Annotated in this window: 19 protein-coding genes; 14 read left to right on the plus strand and 5 right to left on the minus strand. The window is 73.1% G+C overall.

Annotation, left to right across the window (positions count from 1 at the left end):
• Positions 1–25: 25 nt before the first annotated feature.
• Together OG764_RS21565 and OG764_RS21570 are read right to left on the minus strand one after the other, a co-directional pair.
• Complete coding sequence (locus OG764_RS21565) at positions 26–1,645, minus strand: penicillin-binding transpeptidase domain-containing protein (protein ID WP_328970058.1); 1,620 nt, start codon at positions 1,643–1,645, stop codon at positions 26–28.
• A 100-nt stretch (positions 1,646–1,745) separates the two neighbouring features.
• Positions 1,746–3,494 (minus strand): dolichyl-phosphate-mannose--protein mannosyltransferase, encoded by a 1,749-nt coding sequence (locus tag OG764_RS21570; protein ID WP_443056008.1) that lies wholly within the window; start codon positions 3,492–3,494, stop codon positions 1,746–1,748.
• 61 nt (positions 3,495–3,555) lie between these two features.
• Between OG764_RS21570 and rsmI the strand changes: the two genes are divergently transcribed.
• The 12 genes from rsmI to OG764_RS21630 all read left to right on the plus strand — a co-directional run bounded on the left by rsmI (position 3,556) and on the right by OG764_RS21630 (position 18,907).
• Positions 3,556–4,452, plus strand: coding sequence for a 16S rRNA (cytidine(1402)-2'-O)-methyltransferase (rsmI, locus tag OG764_RS21575; protein WP_328970059.1), 897 nt, complete (start codon positions 3,556–3,558; stop codon positions 4,450–4,452).
• 160 nt (positions 4,453–4,612) lie between these two features.
• Positions 4,613–5,101 carry a hypothetical protein gene (locus OG764_RS21580; protein ID WP_443056009.1) on the plus strand — a complete coding sequence of 163 codons (489 nt, stop codon included), beginning with the start codon at positions 4,613–4,615 and terminating at the stop codon, positions 5,099–5,101.
• Positions 5,102–5,214: 113 nt separating this feature from the next.
• Complete coding sequence (locus OG764_RS21585; RefSeq protein WP_328970060.1) at positions 5,215–6,087, plus strand: TatD family hydrolase; 873 nt, start codon at positions 5,215–5,217, stop codon at positions 6,085–6,087.
• Between the two features lie 265 nt (positions 6,088–6,352).
• Complete coding sequence (locus OG764_RS21590) at positions 6,353–7,948, plus strand: ubiquitin-like domain-containing protein (RefSeq protein WP_328970061.1); 1,596 nt, start codon at positions 6,353–6,355, stop codon at positions 7,946–7,948.
• On the plus strand, positions 7,945–8,838 hold the full coding sequence (gene rsmA / locus OG764_RS21595) for a 16S rRNA (adenine(1518)-N(6)/adenine(1519)-N(6))-dimethyltransferase RsmA (protein ID WP_328970062.1): 894 nt from the start codon (positions 7,945–7,947) through the stop codon (positions 8,836–8,838). The genes OG764_RS21590 and rsmA overlap by 4 nt, the downstream gene beginning before the upstream one ends.
• On the plus strand, positions 8,835–9,758 hold the full coding sequence (locus tag OG764_RS21600; RefSeq protein WP_328970063.1) for a 4-(cytidine 5'-diphospho)-2-C-methyl-D-erythritol kinase: 924 nt from the start codon (positions 8,835–8,837) through the stop codon (positions 9,756–9,758). The genes rsmA and OG764_RS21600 overlap by 4 nt, the downstream gene beginning before the upstream one ends.
• Positions 9,759–9,918: 160 nt before the next feature.
• Positions 9,919–11,739 (plus strand): ABC-F family ATP-binding cassette domain-containing protein, encoded by a 1,821-nt coding sequence (locus OG764_RS21605; RefSeq protein WP_328970064.1) that lies wholly within the window; start codon positions 9,919–9,921, stop codon positions 11,737–11,739.
• A 173-nt stretch (positions 11,740–11,912) separates the two neighbouring features.
• Positions 11,913–13,646: an outer membrane protein assembly factor BamB family protein gene (locus OG764_RS21610; protein WP_328970065.1), complete on the plus strand. Its 1,734-nt coding sequence runs from the start codon at positions 11,913–11,915 to the stop codon at positions 13,644–13,646.
• 39 nt (positions 13,647–13,685) lie between these two features.
• The gene (locus OG764_RS21615) at positions 13,686–15,467 is read left to right on the plus strand and encodes a hypothetical protein (protein WP_328970066.1); all 1,782 of its coding nucleotides are present in this window, start codon (positions 13,686–13,688) and stop codon (positions 15,465–15,467) included.
• Positions 15,468–15,631: 164 nt separating this feature from the next.
• Complete coding sequence (locus OG764_RS21620; protein WP_328970067.1) at positions 15,632–16,321, plus strand: response regulator transcription factor; 690 nt, start codon at positions 15,632–15,634, stop codon at positions 16,319–16,321.
• Positions 16,322–16,613: 292 nt separating this feature from the next.
• Positions 16,614–17,600 carry a UDP-glucose 4-epimerase GalE gene (gene galE, locus OG764_RS21625; RefSeq protein ID WP_328970068.1) on the plus strand — a complete coding sequence of 329 codons (987 nt, stop codon included), beginning with the start codon at positions 16,614–16,616 and terminating at the stop codon, positions 17,598–17,600.
• 539 nt (positions 17,601–18,139) lie between these two features.
• Positions 18,140–18,907 carry a response regulator transcription factor gene (locus OG764_RS21630; protein WP_328973109.1) on the plus strand — a complete coding sequence of 256 codons (768 nt, stop codon included), beginning with the start codon at positions 18,140–18,142 and terminating at the stop codon, positions 18,905–18,907.
• Here the strand turns inward: OG764_RS21630 and OG764_RS21635 are convergent.
• Complete coding sequence (locus tag OG764_RS21635) at positions 18,866–19,363, minus strand: MarR family winged helix-turn-helix transcriptional regulator (RefSeq protein ID WP_328970069.1); 498 nt, start codon at positions 19,361–19,363, stop codon at positions 18,866–18,868. The two genes, OG764_RS21630 and OG764_RS21635, sit on opposite strands and share 42 nt — an antisense overlap.
• A 131-nt stretch (positions 19,364–19,494) precedes the next feature.
• On the opposite strand from OG764_RS21635, the gene OG764_RS21640 reads away from it, so the two are divergent.
• A complete protein-coding gene (locus OG764_RS21640; RefSeq protein WP_328970070.1) occupies positions 19,495–20,439 on the plus strand; it encodes a methyltransferase domain-containing protein in 945 nt (314 codons plus the stop codon).
• A 5-nt stretch (positions 20,440–20,444) separates the two neighbouring features.
• Positions 20,445–20,807: a VOC family protein gene (locus OG764_RS21645; protein ID WP_328970071.1), complete on the plus strand. Its 363-nt coding sequence runs from the start codon at positions 20,445–20,447 to the stop codon at positions 20,805–20,807.
• Positions 20,808–20,876: 69 nt separating this feature from the next.
• Here OG764_RS21645 and OG764_RS21650 read toward each other — a convergent pair whose 3' ends face one another.
• Both OG764_RS21650 and OG764_RS21655 read right to left on the minus strand, forming a co-directional pair.
• Positions 20,877–22,607 (minus strand): VCBS repeat-containing protein, encoded by a 1,731-nt coding sequence (locus tag OG764_RS21650; RefSeq protein WP_328970072.1) that lies wholly within the window; start codon positions 22,605–22,607, stop codon positions 20,877–20,879.
• 65 nt (positions 22,608–22,672) lie between these two features.
• Entirely contained in the window at positions 22,673–24,406 is a 1,734-nt protein-coding gene (locus OG764_RS21655; protein ID WP_328970073.1) for an FG-GAP repeat domain-containing protein, read from the minus strand.
• Positions 24,407–24,641 lie beyond the last annotated feature (235 nt).

Genomic DNA, 24,641 nt, shown 5'->3' on the forward strand with positions numbered 1-24,641 from the left:
GCCCCTACCGGAGAACCGGCCCCCGTCAGCCCGCGCGCAGTACCGCCGCCACGACCGGGCCCGCCGCGTCGGCGCCGTGGCCGCCGCCCTCGACCATGGCCGCGGCCGCGACGTCGTCGCTGAAACCCGTGAACCAGCTGTCCGGGCTGCCCGCGCCGTCCACCTCCGCCGAGCCGGTCTTCGCCCCCTTGTCCCCGCCGACCGAGGCCATCGCCCGGGCGCCGGTGCCGCTCGTCGCGGTCAGCCGCATCATGTCCCGCAACTGGCGGGCCACCGCGGGCTTCATGGTGCGGGACGCGGTCGCGAGGGGCCGGTCGTCCAGGCCGGCCGGGACCAGTACCGGCTGGCGGAACACCCCGCTCTTCGCGGTGGCCGTGACCGAGGCCATGTTGAGCGGGTTCATGGTGATCTCGCCCTGGCCTATGTACGCCGCCGCGGCGGCGGCCCCGGTCGCCTCCGGGACACTGCCGTCCTGCGAGACCACCCCGGTCTTCCAGTCCATGCCGATGCCGAAGACCTCATGGGCCTCTCGCGACAGGGCCTCGTCCTCGTCCACCGTGTCGATGCGCTTGATGAAGGCCGTGTTGCAGGACTGGGCGAACGCGGTCGCGAAATTCACCCCGGGCAGCTCCCGGTTGCCCAGGTTGTGGAAGGTCCGGCCGCCCCACTCCGCCTCCTTGACGCACTGCGCCGGGGCGCTCGCCGAAGCCGCACCCCGGTCCATCAGCATCGCGGCCGTCACGATCTTCATCGTGGAGCCGGGCGCCCGCCGCCCCTCCATGGCCGCGTTGAACCCGTCCGCGCGGTGGTTGGCGACGGCCAGGATCTCGCCCGTGCTCGGTTTCACCGCCACCACCGAGGACTCCGGGAACTTCGCCACCGCCGCCTCCGCGGCCGCCTGCACCTTCGCGTCCAGCACGGTCGCGATCCGCGCCGGCTCCCCCTTGGCGAGGGTGACCAGGGTGCGCTTCGGCAGCTCCGCGGACGCCGGCTCGATCCACAGCTCCGCGCCCGGCCGCCCGCCCGCCGTCGCCCCGTACGTCTCCCGCAGCCGCTCCAGCAGCGGCCGCAGCGACGGGTACCGCTCGGGGGTCAGCGGCTTGCCGTGCCGGTCCACCGCCTCGACGGCCGGCGCGGCGGGCTCCCCGCCGCGCAGCCGCTCGCCCCGGCGCAGCTCCGGGTGCAGCACCGACGGCTGCCAGTCCACCAGCGGATCCCGGCTGGTGACGCCCCGTACGACCGACAGCCGCGAGCGGTACGTGAACTCCTTGGCCGCGCCCCCGTACGCGACCTCGGCGCGCACCGTGAACGGTACGGTCGCTCCGGTCGCGGCACCCGGGGTGATCTCGGCCCTCACGATGTGCGCGGCGCCCCGGTAGTCCGCCACCGCGTCCCGTGCCGCGGACGGGTTGTCGGTCAGGGCGGCAGCGGCGGCCGTGTCCCCGGCGGCCCAGGCCGCGAGGAACTTGCGGGCCGTGTCCGCCACTTCCTCCTCGGACGGCGGGCCGCTGCGGCGCTCGGCCGTCCCGGCGGACCCGCCGCCGGGCACCTCCGACTCCAGCAGGCCGTACAGCCCGTACCCCGCCCCGCCGGCCATCGCGAGGAACACCCCGCCGACGATGGCCCCCTTCACCGCTCCGCGCACCGCAAACCCCTCCCCGTTATTTTGAACGCGCTCAAAATAACGGGTCCCCCGAGCCGTGTCCTGAGTACCGGTACTCAAGGGGCGCCGGGGGACGGGCGCTTCAGACCCAGGTGTCGAACCACATCCGGTTGCGCCAGGACTCCATGGGGAGGGTCTGGCCGGTGTAGATCGGATAGAAGTAGATGAAGTTCCAGACGATCAGCAGGACCAGGACGCCGGCGCCGATGGCGCCCACCGTGCGGCGGCGTTCCGAGGAGCCGGCCGGGCCGAGGAGGGCGCCGATCATCATGGCGACGGCCAGGCACAGGTACGGGACGAAGACGACCGCGTAGAAGTAGAAGATGGTGCGCTCCTGGTAGTTGAACCAGGGCAGGTAGCCGGCGGCCACCGCGCACAGGACCGCGCCGGCCCGCCAGTCGCGGCGGAACGCCCACCGCCACAGCACGTACACGAGGGCGAAGCAGGCCGTCCACCACAGCAGCGGGGTGCCCAGGGCCAGGACCTCGCGGGCGCACTTGGCCGACTCGGTGGCCGGGCAGCCGTCGGTGCCCGGGGCCGGGGACTCGTAGAAGTAGGAGACGGGACGGCCCAGGACCAGCCAGCTCCACGGGTTCGACTCGTAGGTGTGGCCCGAGGTCAGGCCCACGTGGAACTTGTAGACCTCGGTCTCGTAGTGCCACATGCTGGTCAGCCAGTCCGGCAGCCACGACACGCCGCCCTGCTTGGCCGACCAGTCGCGGAAGTAGCCGCCCTTGCCGTTGTCGGGGCTGAGGATCCAGCCCGTCCACGAGGCCACGTACACGCCGATCGCGACCGGGACCGTCGAGAGGAACGCGGGCAGCGCGTCCCGCCGGAACATCGCCGCGTACGGCGTGCCCGCGCCCGCCACCCGGCGCGCCGAGGCGTCCCACAGGACGGTCAGCACGCCGAAGAACGCCAGCACCACCAGGCCGTTCCACTTCGTGCCGAAGGCCAGGCCCAGGCACACCCCCGCCACCAGCCGCCACGGCCGAAGCCCCAGCCGGAGCGTCTCCGCGACCTGCGCGTCCGGGCGGGCCCGTCCGTCGTCGTCCAGCGGCAGCGCGGCCGCCAGCCGGGCCCGCGCCTCGTCCCGGTCGATCAGCAGCGCCCCGAAGGCCGCCAGGATGAAGAACATCAGGACCAGGTCGAGGAGCGCGGTGCGGCTCATCACCAGGTGCAGGCCGTCGACCGCCAGCAGGGCGCCCGCGAGGCAGCCCAGGAAGGTCGAGCGGAACAGCCGCCGGCCGATCCGGCACAGCATCAGCACCGACAGCGTCCCGAGCAGCGCGGTCATGAACCGCCAGCCGAAGGGGTCGAAGCCGAACATCCACTCGCCGAGGCCGATCACCCACTTGCCGACCGGGGGGTGCACGACGTAGCCCGGGTCGAGGGGCAGCGCGACCCCGTCGGGGTTCGAAATGATCGACTTGTCGACGTCCTTGGGCCAGCTCGCCTCGTAGCCCTGCTTGATGGTGGCCCAGGCGTCCTTCGCGTAGTACGTCTCGTCGAATATCACCGCCTTGGGGCTGCCCAGGTTCACGAACCGCAGCAGCCCGGCGACCAGCGCGATCAGCAGCGGCCCCACCCAGGCCAGCGACCGCAGCAGCGGCCCCACCGCCGCCGCGGGCACCCCGACCGCCGCCCACAGGTTCCCCGAGGGCTTCGCGTACGGGGGCACCAGGCGCTCGCGCACGTCGGCGCGGCCCGCGGCGGACGGGGTGTATCCGAAGCGGCGCAGCCGGGCCTGCCAGGAGGGCTGCCCGTCGGCGCCCGGCGGCCCGGGCGGTGCGCCGGCGGGGCCGGTCGGGGGAGTCGCGGTACTGGTCACCGGGTCATCGTAGGGAACGCATCTGTGCGAGACAGGTGATCGGGGCTGCGAGGATGGAGAGGTGACAGAGCAGCAGCCTTCCCCCGCTTCCGGCGCAGCCCCCGCCGGCGTCCTCGTCCTGGCCGGGACGCCCATCGGCGAGATCACCGATGCGCCGCCGCGGCTGGCCGCCGAGCTGGAGACCGCCGACGTCGTCGCGGCCGAGGACACCCGCCGGCTGCGCGGCCTGACCCGGGCCCTGGGCATCCACACCACCGGCCGGGTCGTGTCCTACTTCGAGGGCAACGAGTCCGCCCGCACCCCCGAACTCGTCGAGGCCCTGGAGAACGGCAAGCGCGTCCTGCTGGTCACCGACGCCGGCATGCCGTCGGTCTCCGACCCCGGCTACCGGCTGGTCGCCGCCGCCGTCGAGAAGGACATCAAGGTCACGGCCGTCCCCGGCCCCTCCGCGGTGCTGACCGCGCTCGCCCTGTCGGGGCTCCCCGTCGACCGGTTCTGCTTCGAGGGGTTCCTGCCCCGCAAGGCGGGCGAGCGGCTCGGACGGCTGCGCGAGGTCGCCGGCGAGCGCCGCACCCTCGTCTACTTCGAGGCCCCGCACCGCCTCGACGACACCCTCGCCGCGATGGCCGAGGTCTTCGGCGCCGACCGCCGGGCCGCCGTCTGCCGCGAGCTGACCAAGACGTACGAGGAGGTCAAGCGCGGCGGGCTCGGCGAGTTGGCGGTCTGGGCCGCCGACGGCGTGCGTGGCGAGATCACGGTGGTCGTGGAGGGCGCCCCCGAGACCGGGCCCGCGGAACTGGACGCCGAGGAGCTGGTGCGGCGGGTCCGCGTCCGGGAGGAGGCCGGCGAGCGCCGCAAGGAGGCCATCGCGGCCGTGGCCTCGGAAGCAGGCCTACCCAAGCGCGAAGTCTTCGACGCCGTGGTGGCGGCAAAGAATGCGGAGCAAAAGGTGCCATAGGTCGGTAAAGAGCTAACCTGAAGAGCAAAGATTAGGCCGCGCACCGGGCGCTTTGGGCATGAACTGTCCAAAGGCGGCTCAATACTCGACAGGGCCTGATGCGCTCCCGCCGGAACAGGCGTCCACTGGCAAGTGTCACCAGCGGACCGAAGGAGCTGGCATGAGTGAGATCGCAGACAATCCCGTCCCCGCCCCGGCACTGCCGCTCGACGGTGTGCGCACCGTGCGGGAGGCGTACGCCTTCGCGTGCATGAAGTGCGGGTACGGCTGGGAACAGTCGTACGAGATCGAGCACCACGTCGACGGCAGGGGCCAGCCGTTCATCATGTACACGGCCAAGGGCGAACGGGTGCCCTCCCCGCTGTCCAACCCGACCTGCCTCAACTGCGGCGGCCACGTGGTGCGGATCATGCGGGAGGGACAGGTCTCCTCGGTGCTCGGCATGATGGACCAGCTCTTCCACCACCGGATCGCACCGGGCATCGCGGGCCCCGTGCCCTCCACCGGCGACGACCGCGAAGCCCGCCGCGCCAAGCCCGCCCGGCGCACCGCACCCCTGCACGACGCGCCCGGACCGGTCGCCATCACGGCGGAGGAGCGGCGCGGCGGACTCCTGGCCCGGCTGCGCAGACTGTTCCGCTCCTCCTGACGTCCTCCTGACGCCCGCCCGCTCCTGCTCCTCCGCCTGCCTCTCCTCCCGCTCCTCCTGAGCCCTGATCCCGCTCCTCCTGAGCCTCCGCCGATCCTCATAAGATCGGATCCATGAGCCCTTCGAAGGACGCACTTCCGCCGCTGCCCGAGCCGCTCCGGGTGGCGGTGGCCGACTCCCACACCCATCTGGACATGCAGGACGGCACCGTCGAGGAGGCGCTGCGCAAGGCCGCCTCGGTGGGCGTGACCACCGTCGTCCAGGTGGGCTGTGACGTGAAGGGCTCCCTGTGGGCCGCCGAGACGGCCGAGCGGTACGACAACGTCCACGCGGCCGTCGCCCTGCACCCGAACGAGGCACCCCGCATCGTGCACGGCGATCCCGACGGGTGGTCCCGGCAGGGCGCGCGGGTGCCCGGCGGGCAGGCCGCGCTCGACGAGGCCCTCGGCGAGATCGAACGGCTCGCGGCGCTGCCGCACGTCAAGGCGGTAGGCGAGACCGGCCTCGACTACTTCCGCACCGGCCCCGAGGGCATGGCCGCTCAGGAGCTCTCCTTCCGCGCGCACATCGAGATCGCCAAGCGCCAGGGCAAGGCGCTCGTCATCCACGACCGGGACGCGCACGCCGACGTGCTGCGCATCCTGCGCGAGGAGGGCGCCCCCGAGCGGACCGTCTTCCACTGCTACTCCGGCGACGCCGACATGGCCCGCGAGTGCGCCGCCGCCGGCTACTACATGTCGTTCGCCGGCACCGTCACCTTCAAGAACGCCCAGGGTCTGCGGGACGCGCTCGCCGTCGCCCCGCTCGAACTCGTCCTGGTCGAGACGGACGCGCCCTACCTGACCCCGGCCCCGTATCGCGGACGGCCCAACGCGCCGTACCTCATTCCGATCACGGTGCGTGCGATGGCCGCCGCCCGCGGCATCGGCGAGGACGAGCTGGCGACGGCGCTGGCCGCCAACACGGCCCGCGCGTTCGACTACTGACCCGGCCGCGGGTCCGGGCGGGGCCCGGTGCCCGGCGGAGCCGGGTCGTCTCGGGCTCCGCCCCGAACCCCCCGCCCCACACTCCCCGGACTCCGTCCGAGGAGACCCCCAGGCGGGCCTGGAAGTCGTCGCCGGGTGTCTCCTGATGCGGCCGCCGGCTCGACACGCTGGGTAGCCGCTCGACTTTGGTGAGTGACGATTGCTCCGCTAGTCTCCCGTGCCCGAAAGCCACGCGGCCGGGCGGCCGGACCAGGGAGCAGGCGTTGTGAGCGAAACACAGGGCAGCAGTCACCGGGCCTCCGGCCGCCGTCGCGCGGTCCCGGGGGTACCCGGGCAGGGCGGTCCCGTCGACGCGGACACCCCCGGCACCGGCCGCCGCCGCGCGGCCCCGGCCGGTGCGGCCGCCACCGCCGAGCCCCCCGCCCCGCCCCGGGACGCCCCCGGCCGGCACCGCGACGGCCCCGGTGCCCTTGGCGCCCCGGGCGGCGACTGGGCGGCCGGTGGCGCCGCCGTTCCCGGCCTCGCGGACCCCTACGACCCCTACGACCCGTACACCGCGGACGGCCCGTACCCCCCGGCCGGCCTCTACGCCCCGGCCGACCCGTACGCCCCGGCCGGCCCGTACCCCCCGGCCGATCCGTACGCCCAGCCGGATCCGTACACCCCGTACGACCCGTACGACCCGTACGACCCGTACCCCCGGGAGGGCGCGGCCGTGCCGGGGAGTCGTGCCGCCGGGCGTCGCGGGCGGCGCAAGCGGGGCGCGGCCGGGGCGGACTGGCGGCGGCTGGTCCCGCAGGCGCTCGTCGTCGCGTTCCTGGCCGGCGGCACCTCCGCCTTCGTCGCCAGCGACAAGGCCGTCCGCCTCACCGTCGACGGCGTCCCCCGCACCTTCCACACCTTCGCCGACGACGTCGGCGAGCTGCTCGTCGCCGAGCACCTCCACACCGGCGCCCACGACCTGATCGCCCCCGGCCCCGGCACCGACCTGGAGGACGGCGACGAGATCGTCGTCCGGTACGGCCGGCCCGTGCAGCTCACCCTCGACGGCCAGAGCCGCCAGGTGTGGACCACCGCCCGGACCGTCGACGGGGCCCTGCGCCAGCTCGGCGTCCGGGCCGAGGGCGCGTACCTCTCCGCCTCCCGTTCCGCGCCCATCTCGCGCAAGGGCCTGACCCTCAGCGTCCGCACCGAACGGACCGTCACCTTCATGGCCGACGGCCGCGAACGGACGATCCGCACCAACGCCGCCACCGTCCGCGAGGCCCTCGAACAGGCCGGGATCGGCCTCCAGGGCCAGGACACCACCTCCGTGCCCCCCGAGACCTTCCCCCGCGACGGCCAGACCGTCACCGTGCTGCGGATCACCGGCTCCCGTGAGGTCCGCGAGGAGCAGATCCCGTACGCCGTCGAACGCATCAAGGACCCGGAGCTGTTCGCCGGGACCGAGGTCGTCGAGAAGGCCGGCCGGCCCGGCGCCCGCCGCGTCACCTACGCCCTGCGGACCGTCAACGGGGTCCGCCAGAAGCCCCGCCGCATCACCGAGGAAGTCGTCCGCGACCCCGTCACCCAGGTGGTCAAGGTCGGCACCCGGCCGCTGCCGACCTCCGTCGACGGCGCCGACCACCTCGACTGGGGCGCCCTCGCCCGCTGCGAGTCCGGCGGCCGCCCCGGCGCCGTCGACGCCTCGGGCACCTACGGCGGCCTCTACCAGTTCGACGTCGGCACCTGGCGCGGCCTCGGCGGCAGCGGCCGCGCCCAGGACGCGAGCGCGAGCGAGCAGACCTTCCGGGCCAAGAAGCTCTACGTGCAGCGGGGGGCGAGTCCGTGGCCGCACTGCGGCCGTAGGCTTTACCGGTGAGCACCGCAGAGCAGCACGACGCCCCCGACGCCCTTCTCGGCCCCGCCGACATCCGAGAACTGGCGGCCGCCCTCGGCGTACGCCCCACGAAGCAGAAGGGCCAGAACTTCGTCATCGACGCCAACACGGTCCGCCGCATCGTGCGCACCGCAGGCGTACGGCCCGAGGACGTGGTCGTCGAGGTCGGCCCCGGACTCGGCTCCCTGACGCTGGCGCTGCTGGAAGCCGCCGCGCACGTCACCGCCGTGGAGATCGACGACATCCTGGCCGCCGCGCTGCCGGCCACCATCGAGGCCCGGCTGCCCGCGAAGAAGGACCGGTTCGCGCTGGTCCACTCCGACGCGATGCTCGTCCAGGAGCTGCCCGGCCCGGCGCCCACCGCGCTCGTCGCCAACCTCCCGTACAACGTCGCCGTCCCGGTGCTCCTCCACATGCTCGACCGCTTCCCGACCATCGAGCGGACCCTCGTCATGGTCCAGGCCGAGGTCGCCGACCGGCTCGCCGCCCGGCCCGGCAACAAGGTCTACGGAGTGCCCTCCGTGAAGGCCAACTGGTACGCCGACGTCAAGCGGGCCGGCGCCATCGGCCGCAACGTCTTCTGGCCCGCGCCGAACGTCGACTCCGGACTCGTCGCCCTGGTCCGCCGCGCCGAGCCGGTCAAGACCACCGCCACCAAGGCCGAGGTCTTCGCCGCCGTCGACGCCGCCTTCGCCCAGCGCCGCAAGACCCTGCGCGCCGCCCTGTCCGGCTGGGCGGGCTCCCCGGCCGCCGCCGAGGCCGCCCTGGTCGCCGCCGGGATCTCCCCGCAGGCCCGCGGCGAGGCCCTGACCGTCGAGGAGTTCGCCCGCATCGCGGAGCACAAGCCCGCCGCCGAGAGGCCCGCCCTGTGAGCTCCGCCGTGCCCGCCGCCGCGCCGGCGTCCGTCACCGTCCGCGTCCCCGCCAAGGTCAACGTCCAGCTGGCGGTCGGCGCCGCCCGCCCCGACGGCTTCCACGACCTCGCGAACGTCTTCCTCGCCGTCTCCCTGTACGACGAGGTGACCGCCACCCCGGCCGACGCGCTCCGCGTCACCTGCGCCGGCCCGGACGCCGCCCAGGTCCCGCTGGACCGCACCAACCTGGCCGCCCGCGCCGCCGAACTCCTCGCCGCCCGGCACGGCCTCGAACCGCACGTCCACCTGCACATCGACAAGGACATCCCGGTCGCCGGCGGAATGGCCGGCGGCAGCGCGGACGGCGCCGCGGCCCTGCTCGCCTGCGACGCCCTGTGGGGCACCCGCGCGAGCCGGGAGGAACTGCTGGAGATCTGCGCCGAACTCGGCAGCGACGTCCCCTTCAGCCTGGTCGGCGGCGCCGCCCTCGGCACCGGCCGCGGCGAGCTGCTGACCCCGCTGGAGACCGGCGGCACCTTCCACTGGGTGTTCGCCATGGCCGACGGGGGCCTGTCCACCCCGGCCGTCTTCCGCGAGTTCGACCGGCTGGCCGAGGGTCACGCCATCCCCGTGCCCGCCGCTTCCCGGGAACTGCTCGACGCCCTGGGCAAGGGCGACACCGAGGGCTTGGCAGCCGCACTGGCCAACGATCTCCAGGCCGCCGCCGTCTCGCTGAGGCCGCAGCTCGCCGACACCCTTGCCGCCGGGCGGGCGGCCGGCGCCCTGGCTGCGCTGGTCTCCGGCTCCGGACCCACCACCGCGTTCCTGGTGCCGGACGTGGCGACTGCCGACCGGGTGGCCGCGGCGCTCCTCGCCTCCGGCACCTGCCGCACGGCACGCACCGCCACAGCCCCCGCACCGGGCGCAACCGTCCTCTGAACGTCCCCCACCCCGCCCCGGCCGCCCGACCGGGCAGATCCGAGCCTCGCCGGCGATTGAGGCGCGGGGTCCGGGGCGGAGCCCCGGTACGGGCCGGGCGACCAGCCCCGCAGGGTTAGGCTGAGGGGCTGGTCGAAACCCCCAACCTGGAGCGCGTCTGATGGCCGTCAATCTGGTCAATGTCGAGGCAGTCAGCAAGGTGTACGGCACCCGTACCCTGCTCGACGGCATCTCCCTCGGCGTATCCGAGGGGGACCGGATCGGCGTCGTGGGCCGCAACGGCGACGGGAAGACCACCCTCATCCGCATGCTGGCCAAGCTGGAGGAGCCCGACACCGGCCGGGTCACCCACACCGGCGGCGCCCGGATGGGTGTCCTCACCCAGCACGACTCGCTCGACCCCGCGGCCACCATCCGCCACGAGATCATCCGTGACATGGTCGACCACGAGTGGGCCGGCAACGCCAAGATCCGCGACGTGCTGACGGGCCTCTTCGGCGGCCTGCACCTGCCCGGCTTCGAGCAGGGCCTCGACACCGTCATCGGCCCGCTCTCCGGCGGCGAGCGCCGGCGCATCGCGCTCGCCAAGCTCCTGATCGCCGAGCAGGACCTCCTCGTCCTCGACGAGCCCACCAACCACCTGGACGTCGAGGGCATCTCCTGGCTCGCCGGACACCTCCAGGAGCGCCGGTCCGCGCTCGTCTGCGTCACCCACGACCGCTGGTTCCTCGACCAGGTCTGCACCCGCATGTGGGACGTCCAGCGCGGTGACGTGCACGAGTACGAAGGCGGCTACAGCGACTACGTGTTCGCCCGCGCCGAGCGCGAGCGGATCGCCGCCACCGAGGAGTCCAAGCGGCAGAACCTGATGCGCAAGGAGCTGGCGTGGCTGCGCCGCGGCGCCCCCGCCCGCACCTCCAAGCCCCGCTACCGCATCGAGGCCGCCAACGAGCTCATCGCCGACGTGCCGCCGCCGCGCGACCGCTCCGAGCTGATGCGCTTCGCCAACGCCCGCCTCGGCAAGACCGTCTTCGAGCTGGAGGACGTGACCGTCCAGGCCGGCCCCAAGACCCTCCTCAAGCACCTCACCTGGCACCTCGGCCCCGGCGACCGCATCGGCCTGGTCGGCGTCAACGGCGCCGGCAAGACCTCGCTGCTGCGCGCCCTCGCCGAAGCCGCCCGCACCCAGGGCGAGGCCCAGCCGGCGGCCGGCTCCGTCACCGTGGGCAAGACCGTCAAGCTGGCCTACCTCTCCCAGGAGGTCGGCGAGCTCGACCCGTCGCTGCGCGTCCTGGAGGCCGTCCAGCGGGTCCGCGACCGTGTCGACCTCGGCAAGGGCCGCGAGATGACGGCGGGCCAGCTGTGCGAGCAGTTCGGCTTCACCAAGGAGAAGCAGTGGACGCCCGTCGGCGACCTCTCCGGCGGTGAGCGGCGCCGGCTGCAGATCCTGCGCCTGCTGATGGACGAGCCCAACGTGCTCTTCCTCGACGAGCCCACCAACGACCTCGACATCGAGACCCTCACCCAGCTGGAGGACCTCCTCGACGGCTGGCCCGGCTCGATGATCGTCATCAGCCACGACCGCTTCTTCATCGAGCGCACCACCGACACGGTGATGGCCCTGCTCGGCGACCAGAGCCTGCGGATGCTGCCGCGCGGCCTGGACGAGTACCTGGAGCGCCGCCGCCGGATGACCGACGAGGCCGCCCCCGCGCCGGCTCCCGCCGTGGCCGCCGCCGCGAAGGAGAAGGCCGCGAGCACCGCCGCCGCGAAGGACGGGCGCGCCCAGAAGAAGGAACTCCAGAAGATCGAGCGGCAGCTCAACAAGATCTCGGACCGCGAGACGAACCTGCACGCGCAGATCGCCGATCACGCCACCGACTTCGCGAAGGTCGCCACCCTCGACGCGGAGCTCCGGGAACTCATCACGGAGCGCGACGAGTTGGAGATGCGCTGGCTGGAGCTGGCCGAGGACGCGTAGCCGTCCCGCGCGCCGGCCGCCCCGCGGCAGGATCACGACGGTGTCACGGGCCGGTCCACCCTTGGGAACAGGGGCTGGACCGGCCCGTTTTGCGTCCGCGCCGAGTGATAGAAAGAACGTCCTTGCCCTCCCCCCACCCCTCCCCGCCCCGCCGAAGCAGAAGGTACGAGCTGATGACTCAGCCGCCGCACGAGCCGCCGAACCAGCCTCCCGTACCTCCCGGTTACGGACACCTGCCCGGCCCGCCGCAGCAACAGCCCGGGTACCCGCAGCAGGTCCCCAACCCGTACGCGCAGCCGCAGCAGCCGCAGCAGCCGCAGCCGGGTCAGGCTCCGGGGCCCAACCCGTACGCGCAACAGCCGCCGTACCCGCAGCACCCGCAGCAGCCGCCGTACCAGCAGCACCCCCAGCAGCCGTACCCGCAGCACCAGCCGCAGCAGGGCCAGGGCTTCCCGCCCCCGCCGCCCGGCGGCGGCCCGCGCAAGCAGCGCGGCAACAAGCCCCTGGCGATCGGCGCGGCCGTCGTGGCCGCGGCCCTCGTGCTCGGCACCGCCGGCTACTTCGTCCTCGCCGGCGACGACGGGGACGAGCCGAAGAAGTCCGTCGCGCAGAGCAGCACCCCCGCCGACGCCAAGCCCTCCGGCTCGCCCTCCGTGGACGACGGCGACGGCAGCGGCGACGGCGGCAAGGAGAACGAGGACCTCAACGCGGGCCGCAAGCCCGGCGAGGACAAGGTCCTCTGGCTCAAGCTCAACCACACCGACATCCCCGGCAGCGGCGCGCAGACCCCCGGCATGTGGGTCTCCGGCGACACCGTCGCCAAGGTCGGCTACAAGAACGTCACCGGCTACTCCGCCGCCGACGGCAAGCAGAAGTGGACCGTCCCGCTCGACGGGGAGGTCTGCGGCCGGACCCGCGAGGCCGCCCCGAACGGCAAGATCGTCGTCGCCTTCGAGAAGGGCACCGGCAGCAAGGCCACGTGCGACCAGCTCAAGCAGATCGACGTCGCGTCGGGCAAGGTGGGCTGGACCAAGGAAGTGGCCCAGGAGGGCCTCTTCGACATCATGACCAACCTGCGGCTCGCGATCAGCGGGAACACCCTCGTCGTCGCCCGCACCGGTCCCACCACCGGCCTGAGGATGAGCGACGGCGGCAAGCTGTTCGTCACGCAGACCGACACCTGCTCGCCCCTGGAGTACGCGGGCGGCAGCCGCCTGATCGCCGTGACCACCTGCTTCAAGGCCGAGACCGAGCAGGTCGAGGGCATCGACCCGAAGACCGGCAAGGCCCAGTGGTCGTACAAGTTCCCCAAGAGCTGGAAGATCAACAAGGTCTACTCGGTGGACCCGGTCATCGTCGACGCCAACAGCGAGGACCTGCAGAAGCGCGCCATCGTGGTCCTGAACTCCAACGGCACCCTGCGCACCCAGCTCAAGGGCGAGGGCAAGTTCACCGCCAACTGCGGCACGGACCTGCTCGGCCGCGACCTCCAGGGGTGCAGGGGCGCCTTCGTCGTCGGCAACACCTTCCTCCTCATGACCGAGGGCAAGACCCCGATGCACGACAACGAGGTCGTCGCCTTCTCCCTCGACACCGGCAAGATCGTCCGGCGCACCGCCGCGCCCAAGGACCGGTACATGACCCCGCTCCAGGCCGAGGGCGGCCGGATCTACGCGTACGTGGACCCGAGCATCTCCGGCGGCAAGCCCGGCGAGATCGTCTCCTGGCCCACCGGCGGCGGCGCCCTCACCACCGTGCTGCGCCACCCGACTCCGGCCGCGGCGGTCGAGCGTTCCTTCTTCACCCCGCAGATCGCCTACTCGGGCGGCCGGTTCTTCCTCGGCACCTCCCAGCTCCTGGGCAAGGACGGCACGTCGGAGAAGCTCCTCATGGTCTTCGGCAAGTAATCCCCGTATCCGCGCGTCCCGAGAGGCAGGCAGCACCCGATGAGCACCCCGCCACCACCCCCGCCGAACCAGCCCCCGCAGGGCGGCTTCGGCGCGCCCGTCGACCCCCCGGCCGGTGGCTTCGGCGCCCCGCAGGACCCCTCGCAGGGCGGCTTCGGCGCCCCGCAGGACCCGCCGCCGGGCGGCTTCGGCGGCCCGCCGGCGCAGGGCGGGTACGGGTACCCGCAGCAGCAGCCGGGCTACGGCTTCCCGCACCCGCAGCAGCAGCCCCAGCAGCCCGGTTACGGCTTCCCGCAGCAGCCGCCCACCGCGCCCATGTACGGGCCCGGCGCACCCGCCCCGCAGCCGCCCGCGGGCGGTGGTGGCGGCAAGGAGCGGCGCAACCAGCTCCTGATCGTCCTCAGCGCGCTCGTCGCCATCGCGCTCATCGTGGTCGGCGGCTTCTGGTACGCCTCGCGCCCCGCCGACGAGCCCGGCCTGAAGAAGCCGGTGGCCGAGGACAAGAACGGCACCCCGGGCGGCGGCACGCAGGACGAGCAGCCGGTCGCCGAGGCCGTGGAGAAGGCCCCCGCCAACCCCAAGTCCCGGCTGGTGGCCGCACTTCCGCAGCCCAAGATCGAGACGCTGCACAACGTCGTCGGCTCCTGGCTGACCGACTCCGTCTACGCCAAGTCAGACGTGGGCAAGATCGTCGGCTACGACCCGGCGACCGTGAAGCCGAAGTGGACGATCCCGCTCCCGGGTCAGGTCTGCGCCGCCAGCAAGTACGTCGGCGCCGGCGACAAGACCGCGATCGTGTTCGAGCCCGCCAAGCGCGTCGGCAAGTACGGCCACCAGCCGTGCACCGAGGTCGCCGTGGTCGACCTGGCCGCGGGCAAGCTGCTGTGGCAGGGCTCCGTCAAGAGCAGCGCGAGCGGTGACGAGAAGGTCGACTTCAAGGAGATCACGCTCACCGGCCAGACGGTGGCGGCGGCCGGTCTGCACGGCGGCGCGGCCTGGAACCTGACCAGCGGCAAGAACCTGTGGACCCCGAAGGTCGACACCGAATCCTGCTTCGACCTCGGCTACGCCGGCGGCAGCGGCCTCGCCGTCATCCGCAAGTGCGGCGACTACGAAAACCGCTACCTGGTCGCGCAGTCCCTCGACCCGGTCACCGGCGCGCCCCTGGCCACGTACAAGCTGCCCGCGGGCATCGAGTGGGCCAGCATCGTCTCCGCCAGGCCGCTCGTCGTCACCACCGACCTGAACAACCGCGGCAACATCAGCGACGTGTTCTCCATCGACGACAAGACCGGCGCCCTCAAGACCCGCATCGGACTCGCCAAGGGCCTCTACGCGCCGAACTGCTCCACCGGCACCGGCGTCGAGGTCTGCGCGAAGGTCGTCGTCGGCAACGGCCGGATCTACCTGCCGACCGCCGAACACGACGACAGCTCCGGCAAGTACGCGCGCACCAACGAGATCGTCTCCTTCGACCTCGCAACCGGCAAGCAGACCACCGACCGCGCGGACGCGGGCAGCCGCTACACGATCTTCCCGCTCCGCATGGACGGGCCGAACATCATCGCGTACAAGTGGCCCCCCTACGACGCGGGCGGGCAGGTCGTCAGCATCGACACCAAGACGATGAAGCAGACCCTGCTGATGGACAACCCGGCCGACCCGGCGACCCGGACCAAGGAGACCAGCTTCTCCTCGAACTTCTCGGAGATCCGCTACCACAACGGCATGCTGTTCAGCTCCGAGGTCCTGATCGACAAGCCGTACCGTCCCGAGGACGCGAAGCGGGAGTTCCTGCTCGCCGGCTTCCTGGCGAAGTGATCAGGAAGCGGTCCCGGACCGCAAGGGACTGAACGAGGGGGCGTCATCCGGCAACGGATGGGGCCCCCTTCGGCCTAACGGGGGTCATCTCACCGGTAACCGGCCCACGGCGTCGAACAAGCGTGTAGCTTGCCGGGGCAGTAGGGGTCGGCGTTGGGGGCCGGATGGGCGTACGGGTCATGGTGGTCGACGAGCACCGGCTGCTGGCCGAGGCGCTCGCCTCGGCACTCAAGCTGCGCGGGCACCGCGTGCTCGCCGCGGCGGCACCGGCCGCGGGGGCCGCCGAGCTGGTGATCAACCGTGCCCCCGAGGTGTGCCTGCTGGGGACCGCGTCGCCGGCCGAGCCGGGCGTCTTCGAGCCCGTCGTCCGCATCAAACGCGAGCGCCCGCAGATCGCCGTCGTGGTGCTCGGCCCGGTGCCCAGCCCCCGGGGGATCGCCGCCGCCTTCGCCGCGGGCGCCTCCGGCTACGTACGGCACGACGAGCGCATCGAGGGCGTGGAGCGGGCCCTGGCCAAGGCGCGGGCCGGCGAGGCCGCCGTCTCCCCGCAACTGCTCCAGAGCGCCTTCGCCGAGCTCCTCAACCCGGCCGCGCAGCCCGACGACGAGGGCAGCCGGCTGCTCCAGCTGCTCACCCCGCGCGAGGTCGAGGTGCTCGTCCGGGTCGCCGAGGGCGAGGACACCCGGCTGATCGCGGCCGGCATGAACATCGCCCCGAGCACAGCGCGCACACATGTCCAGCGGGTACTCATGAAGCTGGGCGTCGGCTCCCGGCTGGAGGCCGCCGCCCTGGCGGCCCGTACGGGACTGCTGGACCGCGCGAGCATCCCGGCACAGCCGGGGCCCCGGGACTAGGTCGTGCCGTCGAAGTCCCGCCTGGCCGGCGCTACTTTGACGACGCTCCCTAGGGCCCCGGAAGGGAGACCTCGGGAGTAAGGTCCCGCGAGGAGGGGCCCGTGCGGGGCTTCCCCACGGGCCTTCCGCGCGGGGCCTCCTGCCCGGAGCCCGACCGCGTCAACTCCGGTACCGCGGCCGCCGCCCTGAGTTCTTCACCGGCCCGCGGGCTTCCGGCAAGATGCCGTTCCCCGGAGGCTCCGGATCCGGTAAGAGCGTGTGACATCAGAGAATCCCCTTGAGAGGCGAGCGAGTGAACAAGTACCTGGTCACCGGCGGAGCCGGTTACGTCGGCAGTGTCGTGGCGGCGCACCTTCTGGAGGCCGGCCACGAGGTGACCGTCCTCGACGACCTCTCCACCGGCTTCAGCGCCGGCGTGCCGGCCGGCGCCACCCTCATCGACGGCCGCATCCAGGACGCGGCCCGGTACCTCGACGCCTCCTACGACGCGGTGCTGCACTTCGCCGCCTCCTCGCAGGTCGGCGAGTCCGTCGCCGACCCGGGCAAGTACTGGGCGAACAACGTCGGCGGCACCCTGGAGCTGCTCGCCGCGATGCGCGGCGCCGGAGTCCGCAAGCTGGTCTTCTCCTCCACCGCCGCGACGTACGGCGAGCCCCGCCAGGACGGCGACGGCCGCCTCACCGAGACCTCCGTCACCGCCCCCACCAACCCCTACGGGGCCTCCAAGCTGGCTGTCGACCACATGATCGCCGGGGAGTGCGCGGCCCACGGTCTCGCCGCGGTCTCGCTGCGCTACTTCAACGTGGCCGGCGCGTACGGGGAGTTCGGCGAGCGCCACGACCCCGAGACGCACCTGATCCCGCTGGTCCTCCAGGTCGCGCTCGGGCAGCGCGCGGCCATCTCCGTCTTCGGGGACGACTACCCGACCCCCGACGGCACCTGCGTCCGCGACTACATCCACGTCGCCGACCTCGCCGAGGCCCACCTGTCGGCCCTCGACGCGGCCACCGCCGGCGAGCACCTCGTCTGCAACCTCGGCAACGGCAACGGCTTCTCGGTCCGCGAGGTCATCGAGACCGTCCGCAAGGTCACCGGCCGGGAGATCCCCGAGATCGCAGCCCCCCGCCGGGCCGGCGACCCGGCCGTCCTGGTCGCCTCCGCCGACACCGCCCGCGAGCGGCTCGGCTGGACCCCCACCCGGTCCGACCTCGCGGGGATCGTCACCGACGCCTGGGAGTTCGCCCTGCGCCGCGACGCGGCCCGGTGCGACGGCGCCTGAGGCCTGACACCCGCGTCTGGGGCCGGATGCCCCGGTGCCTGAGGCCGGATGCCCGGCGCCTTGCCGCGGGTCTGCCGGTGCGTGCCCGGGGAGCAACTGCCCCCGGCACCCCGCAGAGTGGCCGACGGGCGGCGCCTCACGACCCGTACGGGGTGCCCCCGTAAGGGCGTCGGGGGCGCGGTCCGGGGCCCCCGGGTGCCTTCAGCCGCTCCGGCCGGGGGCGCTTTCCGGCCACCGGTGGACAGGTGGGCGGAGGGGCCTGCGGCCACATACCGTGCGGTACGCGGGAGTTGTCGAGGTCGCGGGAGAAATCCACGGGGAAAACTTCTGAGATTCGGCCAACTGCCGTGCACCGCTCGCCGTACGCTGATGCTCAACACCGGTGGGGGCCGGTGTTGTTTCAGGGGTCGAGACAGTCGGGTACGGCGTCCGGACCGGGGTAGCAGTCCAGTTGCGGCGGCGGCCGCGGCAGCTGCTGATCCGTTTCCGATCCGGGCGCCGTAGACCGGCCGTCCGTTCCCCGACCCTTGGGGGTGTCTGTGGTTCGTATCCGGGTTCTCGTGGTCGACGATCACCGCATTTTCGCCGAATCGCTCGCCGCGGCACTCGCCGCGGAGCCCGATGTGGAGGTGTCCGCTGCCGGCAGTGGACCGGCCGCATTGCGCTGCATCGAGCGCGGCGTCGCGGAAGGCCGGAGGTATGACGTACTGCTGGTCGACGCCGACCTCGGCGTCGTGTCCGGCGCAAGACTGCCCGAACCGTCCTTCGGGAGCGGTCCCGCCGTGGTGCCCGTGGACGGGATCTCCCTCGTCGCCGGCATCCGCGCCGGCCAGCCCGCGGTCCGCACGGTGGTGCTGGCGGAGCGGGACGACCCGCGCCGGGCCGCCCTCGCCCTCCAGGCCGGCGCCTCCGGCTGGGTGGCCAAGGACTGCTCGCTGTCCCGGCTGCTCGCGGTGATCCGCGGGGTGCTGCGCGAGGAGACCCACCTGCCGCCCGCGCTGCTCACCGGGGTCCTGCGGGAGCTGACCGCGGCCCGCAAGAACCGCACCGACAGCGAGCGCCTGGTCGAATCGCTGACCCCGCGCGAGCACGAGGTGCTGCGCTGCATGGTCGCCGGGCTGAACCGCAAGGACGTCGCCGCCCGGCTGTTCCTGTCCCCGCACACCGTCCGCACCCACATGCAGAACGTGCTGGGGAAGCTGGGCGTGCACTCGACGCTGGCCGCCGTGGCGCTGGCCAGGCGGGCCGGGGTCCGGCCGGTGGACCTACCCGGGGACGTTGTCGAACGGAGCGGTCAGCCGGCGTAGCAGTCCGGCCAGCTCCATGCGCTGGGCGCGCGGCAGCCGGCCCAGGATCGCCCGTTCCTGGTCGAGCAGCCCGGCCAGCGCCTGGTCGGCGCGGTCGCGGCCCTCGGCGGTCAGCCGTACGAGCACACCGCGCCGGTCGTTGGGGTCGGGAAGCCGTTCGACCAGGCCCTTCTTGGCGAGCCGGTCGATCCGGTTGGTCATGGTGCCCGAGGTGACGAGCGTCTGCGTGAGCAGCTGGCCGGGGGAGAGCTGGTACGGGTCGCCGGCACGGCGCAGCGACGTCAGGACGTCGAATTCCCAGGGCTCCAGGTTGTGCTCGGAGAAGGCGATCCGGCGGGCCCGGTCGAGGTGGCGCGCGAGCCTGCTGACCCGGCTGAGCACTTCGAGCGGTTCCACGTCGAGGTCAGGGCGTTCCCGCCGCCATGCCGCAACCAGTCGGTCGACCTCGTCCTCCATGCGGATCATTGTAAGGGGTCTGTCGACATGAAGTCTCTTGACGTCAAGATATATCTGGGGTGATCATCGGAATGCGACGGGCCGGACCGGCTTCGCCGCCGCCCCGCGCACTCCTGTAGGGAGGCACCACCATGCACGCGACCCCGCACTGGGACCCCGCGCAGTACCTGCGTCACGCGGGCCACCGGGCCCGCCCCTTCCTCGAACTCCTCGCCCGGATCCCCGAGCTGCCGGCCGGCGCACCGGGTGCCGTCCCGGCCGGCCGGGACGGCGGTCTCCCCGGCGGCGGCCCCCGGATCGCCGACCTGGGCTGCGGCCCCGGCAACGTCACCGCGCTGCTCGCGGACCGCTGGCCCACCGCCCGCATCACGGGCTTCGACCTGTCCGAGGACATGCTGGCCCGGGCCCGCAAGGAGTACGCGGGCCCCACCCCCGGCGGCGGCAGCCTCGACTTCCGCCCCGCCGACCTCACCGGCTGGCGGCCCGGGGCGGGCACGGACGCGGGTTCCGGGGCGGGTCCCGGCACGGCCCCCGGCCCTGACAGCGGCTCCGGCGCCGACCCGGGCGAGGAGCCGTACGACCTGATCGTGTCCAACGCGGCCCTCCAGTGGGTTCCCGGGCACGAGGAGCTCTTCGCCGCCTGGACGGCGGGCCTGCGCCCCGGCGGCACCTTCGCCTTCCAGGTCCCCGGCAACTTCGACGCCCCCAGCCACCGGCTCCTCGCCGCGCTGTGCGACGGCCCGCGCTGGCGCGCCCGCCTGTCCGGCCACGGCGAGCGCCCGGCGCCGGTACTCGAACCCGCCGGCTACCTGGCCCGCCTCGGCGCGCTCGGCTGCGCCGCCGACGTGTGGGAGACCACGTACCTGCAACTGCTGCCGGGTCCGGACCCGGTGCTCGACTGGGTGAAGGGCACCGCACTGCGGCCGGTGCTGACCGCCCTCGCCGACGACCCGCAGGCCGCCGACGCCTTCCTGGCCGAGTACCGCGACCTGCTCCGCGAGGCCTACCCGCCGGGCCCGCACGGCACCGTCTTCCCGTTCCGCAGGATCTTCGCCGTCGCCGTCAAGGAGGCCTGACCCCGATGCTCGTATCCGTCGACCACGTCCAGCTCGCCGCGCCGCCCGGCTCGGAGGACCTGCTGCGCGTCTACTACCGGGACGTCCTCGGCATGACCGAGGTGCCCAAGCCGCCGGTCCTGGCGGCCCGCGGCGGCTGCTGGTTCGCCGCCGGCCCGGTCCAGCTCCACCTGGGCGTCGAGCCCGACTTCCGCCCCGCCGCCAAGGCCCACCCGGGGCTGCGGGTGCGCGACATCGAGGCGTACGCGCGGCGCCTCGCGGACCGCGGCGCGAAGGTCGTCTGGGACGACAACCTCCCCGGCCACCGCCGCTTCTACTCCGAGGACCCCGTCGGCAACCGCCTGGAGTTCCTCGAACCGCTGTCCTGATCGGGGGACAGGACAGCGGCGCCCTGCCACCGGAGTTCCGGTGGCGGGGCGCCGTGGTGTTCAGGCGGCTCAGTGCAGGGAGACGTACGTGTTCCAGCCCGAGCCGAGCAGCACGCGCGAGGACAGCGTCTTGGCGCCGCCCAGGCCGGTGCCGGCGTAGCGGTACGCGTTGCCGCGGCTGTCCACACCGATGAGGTCGGCGCGGCCGTCACCGGTCATGTCACCGGCGGAGGCCAGCTTGTTGTAGGTGCCGTAGCCGGTGCCGATCTTGACGCGGGCCTTGAAGGGGGCCTTGGCGTTGCCGGTGCCCGGGTACAGGTACAGGCTGCCCGAACCGGTGCGGGCCAGCAGGTCCGCCCGGCCGTCGCCGGTGTAGTCGCCCGCACCGACGAGGGCGTTGTAGCCGCTCCAGCCGGCGCCGACCTTGATCCGGCCGTAGAAGCCGGTACCGCCGTTGCTGCGGTACAGGTACAGGTTGCCGGACTTGTCGCGGGCCAGGAGGTCGCCGATGCCGTCGCCGCTGAGGTCGCCGGTGCCGGCCAGGGAGTTGTAGACCCCCCAGCCGTGGCCGACGAACTGGTCGCCGCGCCACAGCTGGCCGTCGTAGCGCCACAGGAAGCTGGCGTAGCCCTGGGTGCCGAGCGAGCTGGGGAAGTGGACCGTCACCGGTCCGGCCCAGCCGCCCGTGTCGCTGACCTGCTCGCGCGCGGACAGCTTGCCGTTCGCGGAGGCCGCGTACTCGAACAGGGTCCCGGCGCTGTTGCGGCCGAGGATCTGGTACTTGCCGTGGGCGGGGATGCCGCCCTGCCCGGCGTACAGCCCGGTCCACTCCCAGCCCGTGCCCGACTTCTGGCGGGGGGCGAAGGTGCCGTTGCCGTTGCTGCCGTAGTACCAGATGGTGCCGGCGGCGTCCCGGGCGAGGACGTCGACGTCGCCGTCGCCGTTGCGGTCGCCCGCGGGGAGGATCTGGTTGTAGACCCCCCAGCCGTAGCCGACCTTGACGCCGGCGCGGAACGGCGCGGCCGCCTTGCCGGTGCCCTTGTAGAAGTACAGGTTTCCGCTCGGGGTGCGGCCCAGGACGTCGGCGTGGCCGTCGGCGTCGAGGTCCCCGGCGCCGACCAGCTGGTCGTAGCCCTGCCAGCCCGCGCCGACCTTGACGGGGGCGCGGAACGGGGTGGAGATGTTCCCGGTGGCCGGGTACAGGTACAGCTCGCCGCTGTACTTGCGGGCCAGCAGGTCCGGCGTGCCGTCGCCGGTCAGGTCGCCGGGCGCGGCGAGCTTGTTGTAGATGTTCCAGCCGCTGCCGGACCAGGAGGCGTAGCCCGCGCCGGTGGCGCTGATGTCCCCGTAGAGCGACAGCTTGCCGGTGACGCTCAGCGTGAGCAGCTCGGGCCTGGTGCCGTCTCCCAGGGCGTGGTTCAGATCGCCGACCGGAATGACGTCCTTGAACGTCTCCTGCTCGTTCCCGCCGAGGAGTTCGAACTTCTGGTCGTCGCCGACCCGTGTCTTCATGTAGTACGTGTTGCCGATCTGCCGGTAGAGCAGATCCTCCAGGCCGTCGCCGTTGACGTCGAACCGGGGCGCGGCGGCGTCGCGTGCGGCGAGGCCCTGACGCTGCACGGGGAGCGACTCCACCGGCAGGGGCGCGACCGGCTCGGAGCGGTGCAGCTGCGGCTTGGCCGGAACGCCGGGCGCGGCGCCGTCGGCCGCGGCGGTTCCCGCCAGGGCCATGCCGGCGGTCAGTGCGAGGGCGGTGCAGGCCGCGACGCGGCCCAGGCGCTTGTGGCGCGTGATGTTCAAGGTCCCCCCTGGGACAGGTGCTGTGCTGGTACTGGTGTGGGTGCGGTGGCGGTGCGGCGGTGGGATCAGTACAGGTCCGGGTAGATCTGGTAGCCCGTGCCGATCTTGGCGCGGGCGGTCAGCCTGCCGGTGCCGTACGAGGTGTAGCGCCACAGGGTGCCGGCGGAGTCGGTGGCGACGAGGTCGCCGCGGCTGTCGCCGTCGAGGTCGCCGGTGGCGACCAGGTTCTTGTAGATGCCGTAGCCGGTGCCGATCCTGACGCGGGCCTTGAAGGGGGTCCTCGCGACGCCGGTGCCGGCGTAGAGGTACAGGTCCCCGTTGGTGGCGCGGGCGATCAGGTCGGCGCGGCCGTCACCGGTGAAGTCACCGGCGCCGGTCAGCTTGTTGTAGCCGCCCCAGCCCGCGCCGACCTTGACGCGGGAGGCGAAGCCGGTGGCCTTGCCGTTGCCCTGGTACACGTAGAGCGTGCCGCTGCCGTCGCGGGCCAGCAGGTCGCCCTTGCCGTCGCCGGACAGGTCGCCGGGGCCGACCAGGGTGTTGTAGACGCCCCAGCCGGCGCCGATGTCGTTGCCCTGGACGAAGAGGTGGTTCTGGAAGATCTCCAGGGTGTCGGCGTAGCTGTTGGTGTTGAGGGAGGACGACCGGATGTAGCGGTAGCCCTTCCACTCGCCGACCGGGCTGATCCGCTCGCGGGCGGTGAGGGTGCCGTCGTTCTTCGCCCCGTACCACCACAGGGTGCCCGCCGCGTCGCGGCCGGCGAGGTCGCTGCGGTCGTAGCCGGGGCGGCCGCCCTGCGCCGCCGTCACGCGGGCGTAGTTCCAGCCCTTGGAGGAGGTGACACGGGGCTTGAAGCCGCCGTTGCCGTCCGCGTAGTAGAGGTACGCCTGGCCGTTGACGGCGCGGGCGTACAGGTCGCCCTTGCCGTCGCGGTTGACGTCGTCGAGGCCGATCAACTGGTTGTAGACCTGGTAGCCGAAGCCGATCTGCTTGCGCGTCGCGAACGGCTCCGTGGCCCGGCCGGTGCCGGTGTACGTGAACAGCTTGCCGGCGCCGTCCCGGGCCACCAGGTCGGCCAGACCGTCGCCGGTGATGTCGTTGGAGCCGACCAGCTGGTCGTACGCCTGCCAGCCCTTGCCGACCTTCACCCGGGACAGGAACGGCGTCGCGGTGCTCGACCCGTTGCCCGGGTACAGGTACAGCTCGCCGGCGTAGGTGCGCGCCAGCACGTCGACGCGGCCGTCGCCGGTCAGGTCGCCGGGGGCGAGGACCTTGTCGTAGATCTGCCAGCCGCGGCCGGACCAGCTCGGCGAGTACGCGGTGCCGGACGTGCCGATGCCGTTGAACAGCCCGAGGGTGCCGTCGGCCGTCAGGGCCAGCACGTTGGTGTCGCGGTCGTGGTCCGGGTCGCCGACCGGGATGACGTCCTTGTACGCGTAGCTGCCGTCCGCGGTGGCCTGACCGACCTGGTACGCGAAGTGGTCCTCGGCGCCGCCCGGGTTGACGTAGTACCTGCCGTTGAGGCCCTGGTAGAGCATGTCCGTGATGCCGTCGCGGTCCGCGTCGAAGCGGGGCGCGAGGGTCGCGGCCGCCGCGAGCGCGGTGCGCGGGGCGGCGCCCTTCGGTACGAACGGGCCGGGGCGCCCGGTGAGCTGCGGGGCGCCCTGCTCGGCCCGGCCGTGCGGCCGGTCGGTGGCCGGGGCGGCCGCGGCGGGGGTCGCGAGCAGGGTGCCGGCGGCGAGGGCGGCGACGGCGGTGCAGGCCGCGAGGCGGCCGGGGCGCTGGTGGCGCGAGCGGTTCAAGGTCCCCCCTGGGACGGAGTGCTGCGCGGGGTGGCGCGGGTCCGCAGGCTCGGGCGCGCGACAGCGGCGCGCGGAGCGGCGTGATCCCCCCGGATATGTCTTTGCAGCGTACATCTGCAATGCGATCAGCAGAAGTGCTTATCCGTCAGTTCATGTCACGATCCCGACAGATCCCACCGGACAGGGGCCGGGAGGCCGCTGCGGCGGCCCCGTCGGCCGTGTCGTCCCTGATGTC

Origin of the sequence: Streptomyces sp. NBC_00239 (assembly GCF_036194065.1) — a bacterium.
Taxonomy (GTDB): Bacteria; Actinomycetota; Actinomycetes; order Streptomycetales; family Streptomycetaceae; genus Streptomyces.

What these genes read in the sequence shown, in the direction of transcription:
- OG764_RS21620 (WP_328970067.1), top strand. Translation starts at nt 15,632, where the DNA reads ATGGGCGTACGGGTCATGGTGGTCGACGAGCACCGGCTGCTGGCCGAG.
- OG764_RS21635 (WP_328970069.1), bottom strand. Translation starts at nt 19,363, where the DNA reads ATGGAGGACGAGGTCGACCGACTGGTTGCGGCATGGCGGCGGGAACGC.
- OG764_RS21615 (WP_328970066.1), top strand. Translation starts at nt 13,686, where the DNA reads ATGAGCACCCCGCCACCACCCCCGCCGAACCAGCCCCCGCAGGGCGGC.
- OG764_RS21605 (WP_328970064.1), top strand. Translation starts at nt 9,919, where the DNA reads ATGGCCGTCAATCTGGTCAATGTCGAGGCAGTCAGCAAGGTGTACGGC.
- OG764_RS21585 (WP_328970060.1), top strand. Translation starts at nt 5,215, where the DNA reads ATGAGCCCTTCGAAGGACGCACTTCCGCCGCTGCCCGAGCCGCTCCGG.
- OG764_RS21645 (WP_328970071.1), top strand. Translation starts at nt 20,445, where the DNA reads ATGCTCGTATCCGTCGACCACGTCCAGCTCGCCGCGCCGCCCGGCTCG.
- OG764_RS21580 (WP_443056009.1), top strand. Translation starts at nt 4,613, where the DNA reads ATGAGTGAGATCGCAGACAATCCCGTCCCCGCCCCGGCACTGCCGCTC.
- OG764_RS21640 (WP_328970070.1), top strand. Translation starts at nt 19,495, where the DNA reads ATGCACGCGACCCCGCACTGGGACCCCGCGCAGTACCTGCGTCACGCG.
- OG764_RS21610 (WP_328970065.1), top strand. Translation starts at nt 11,913, where the DNA reads ATGACTCAGCCGCCGCACGAGCCGCCGAACCAGCCTCCCGTACCTCCC.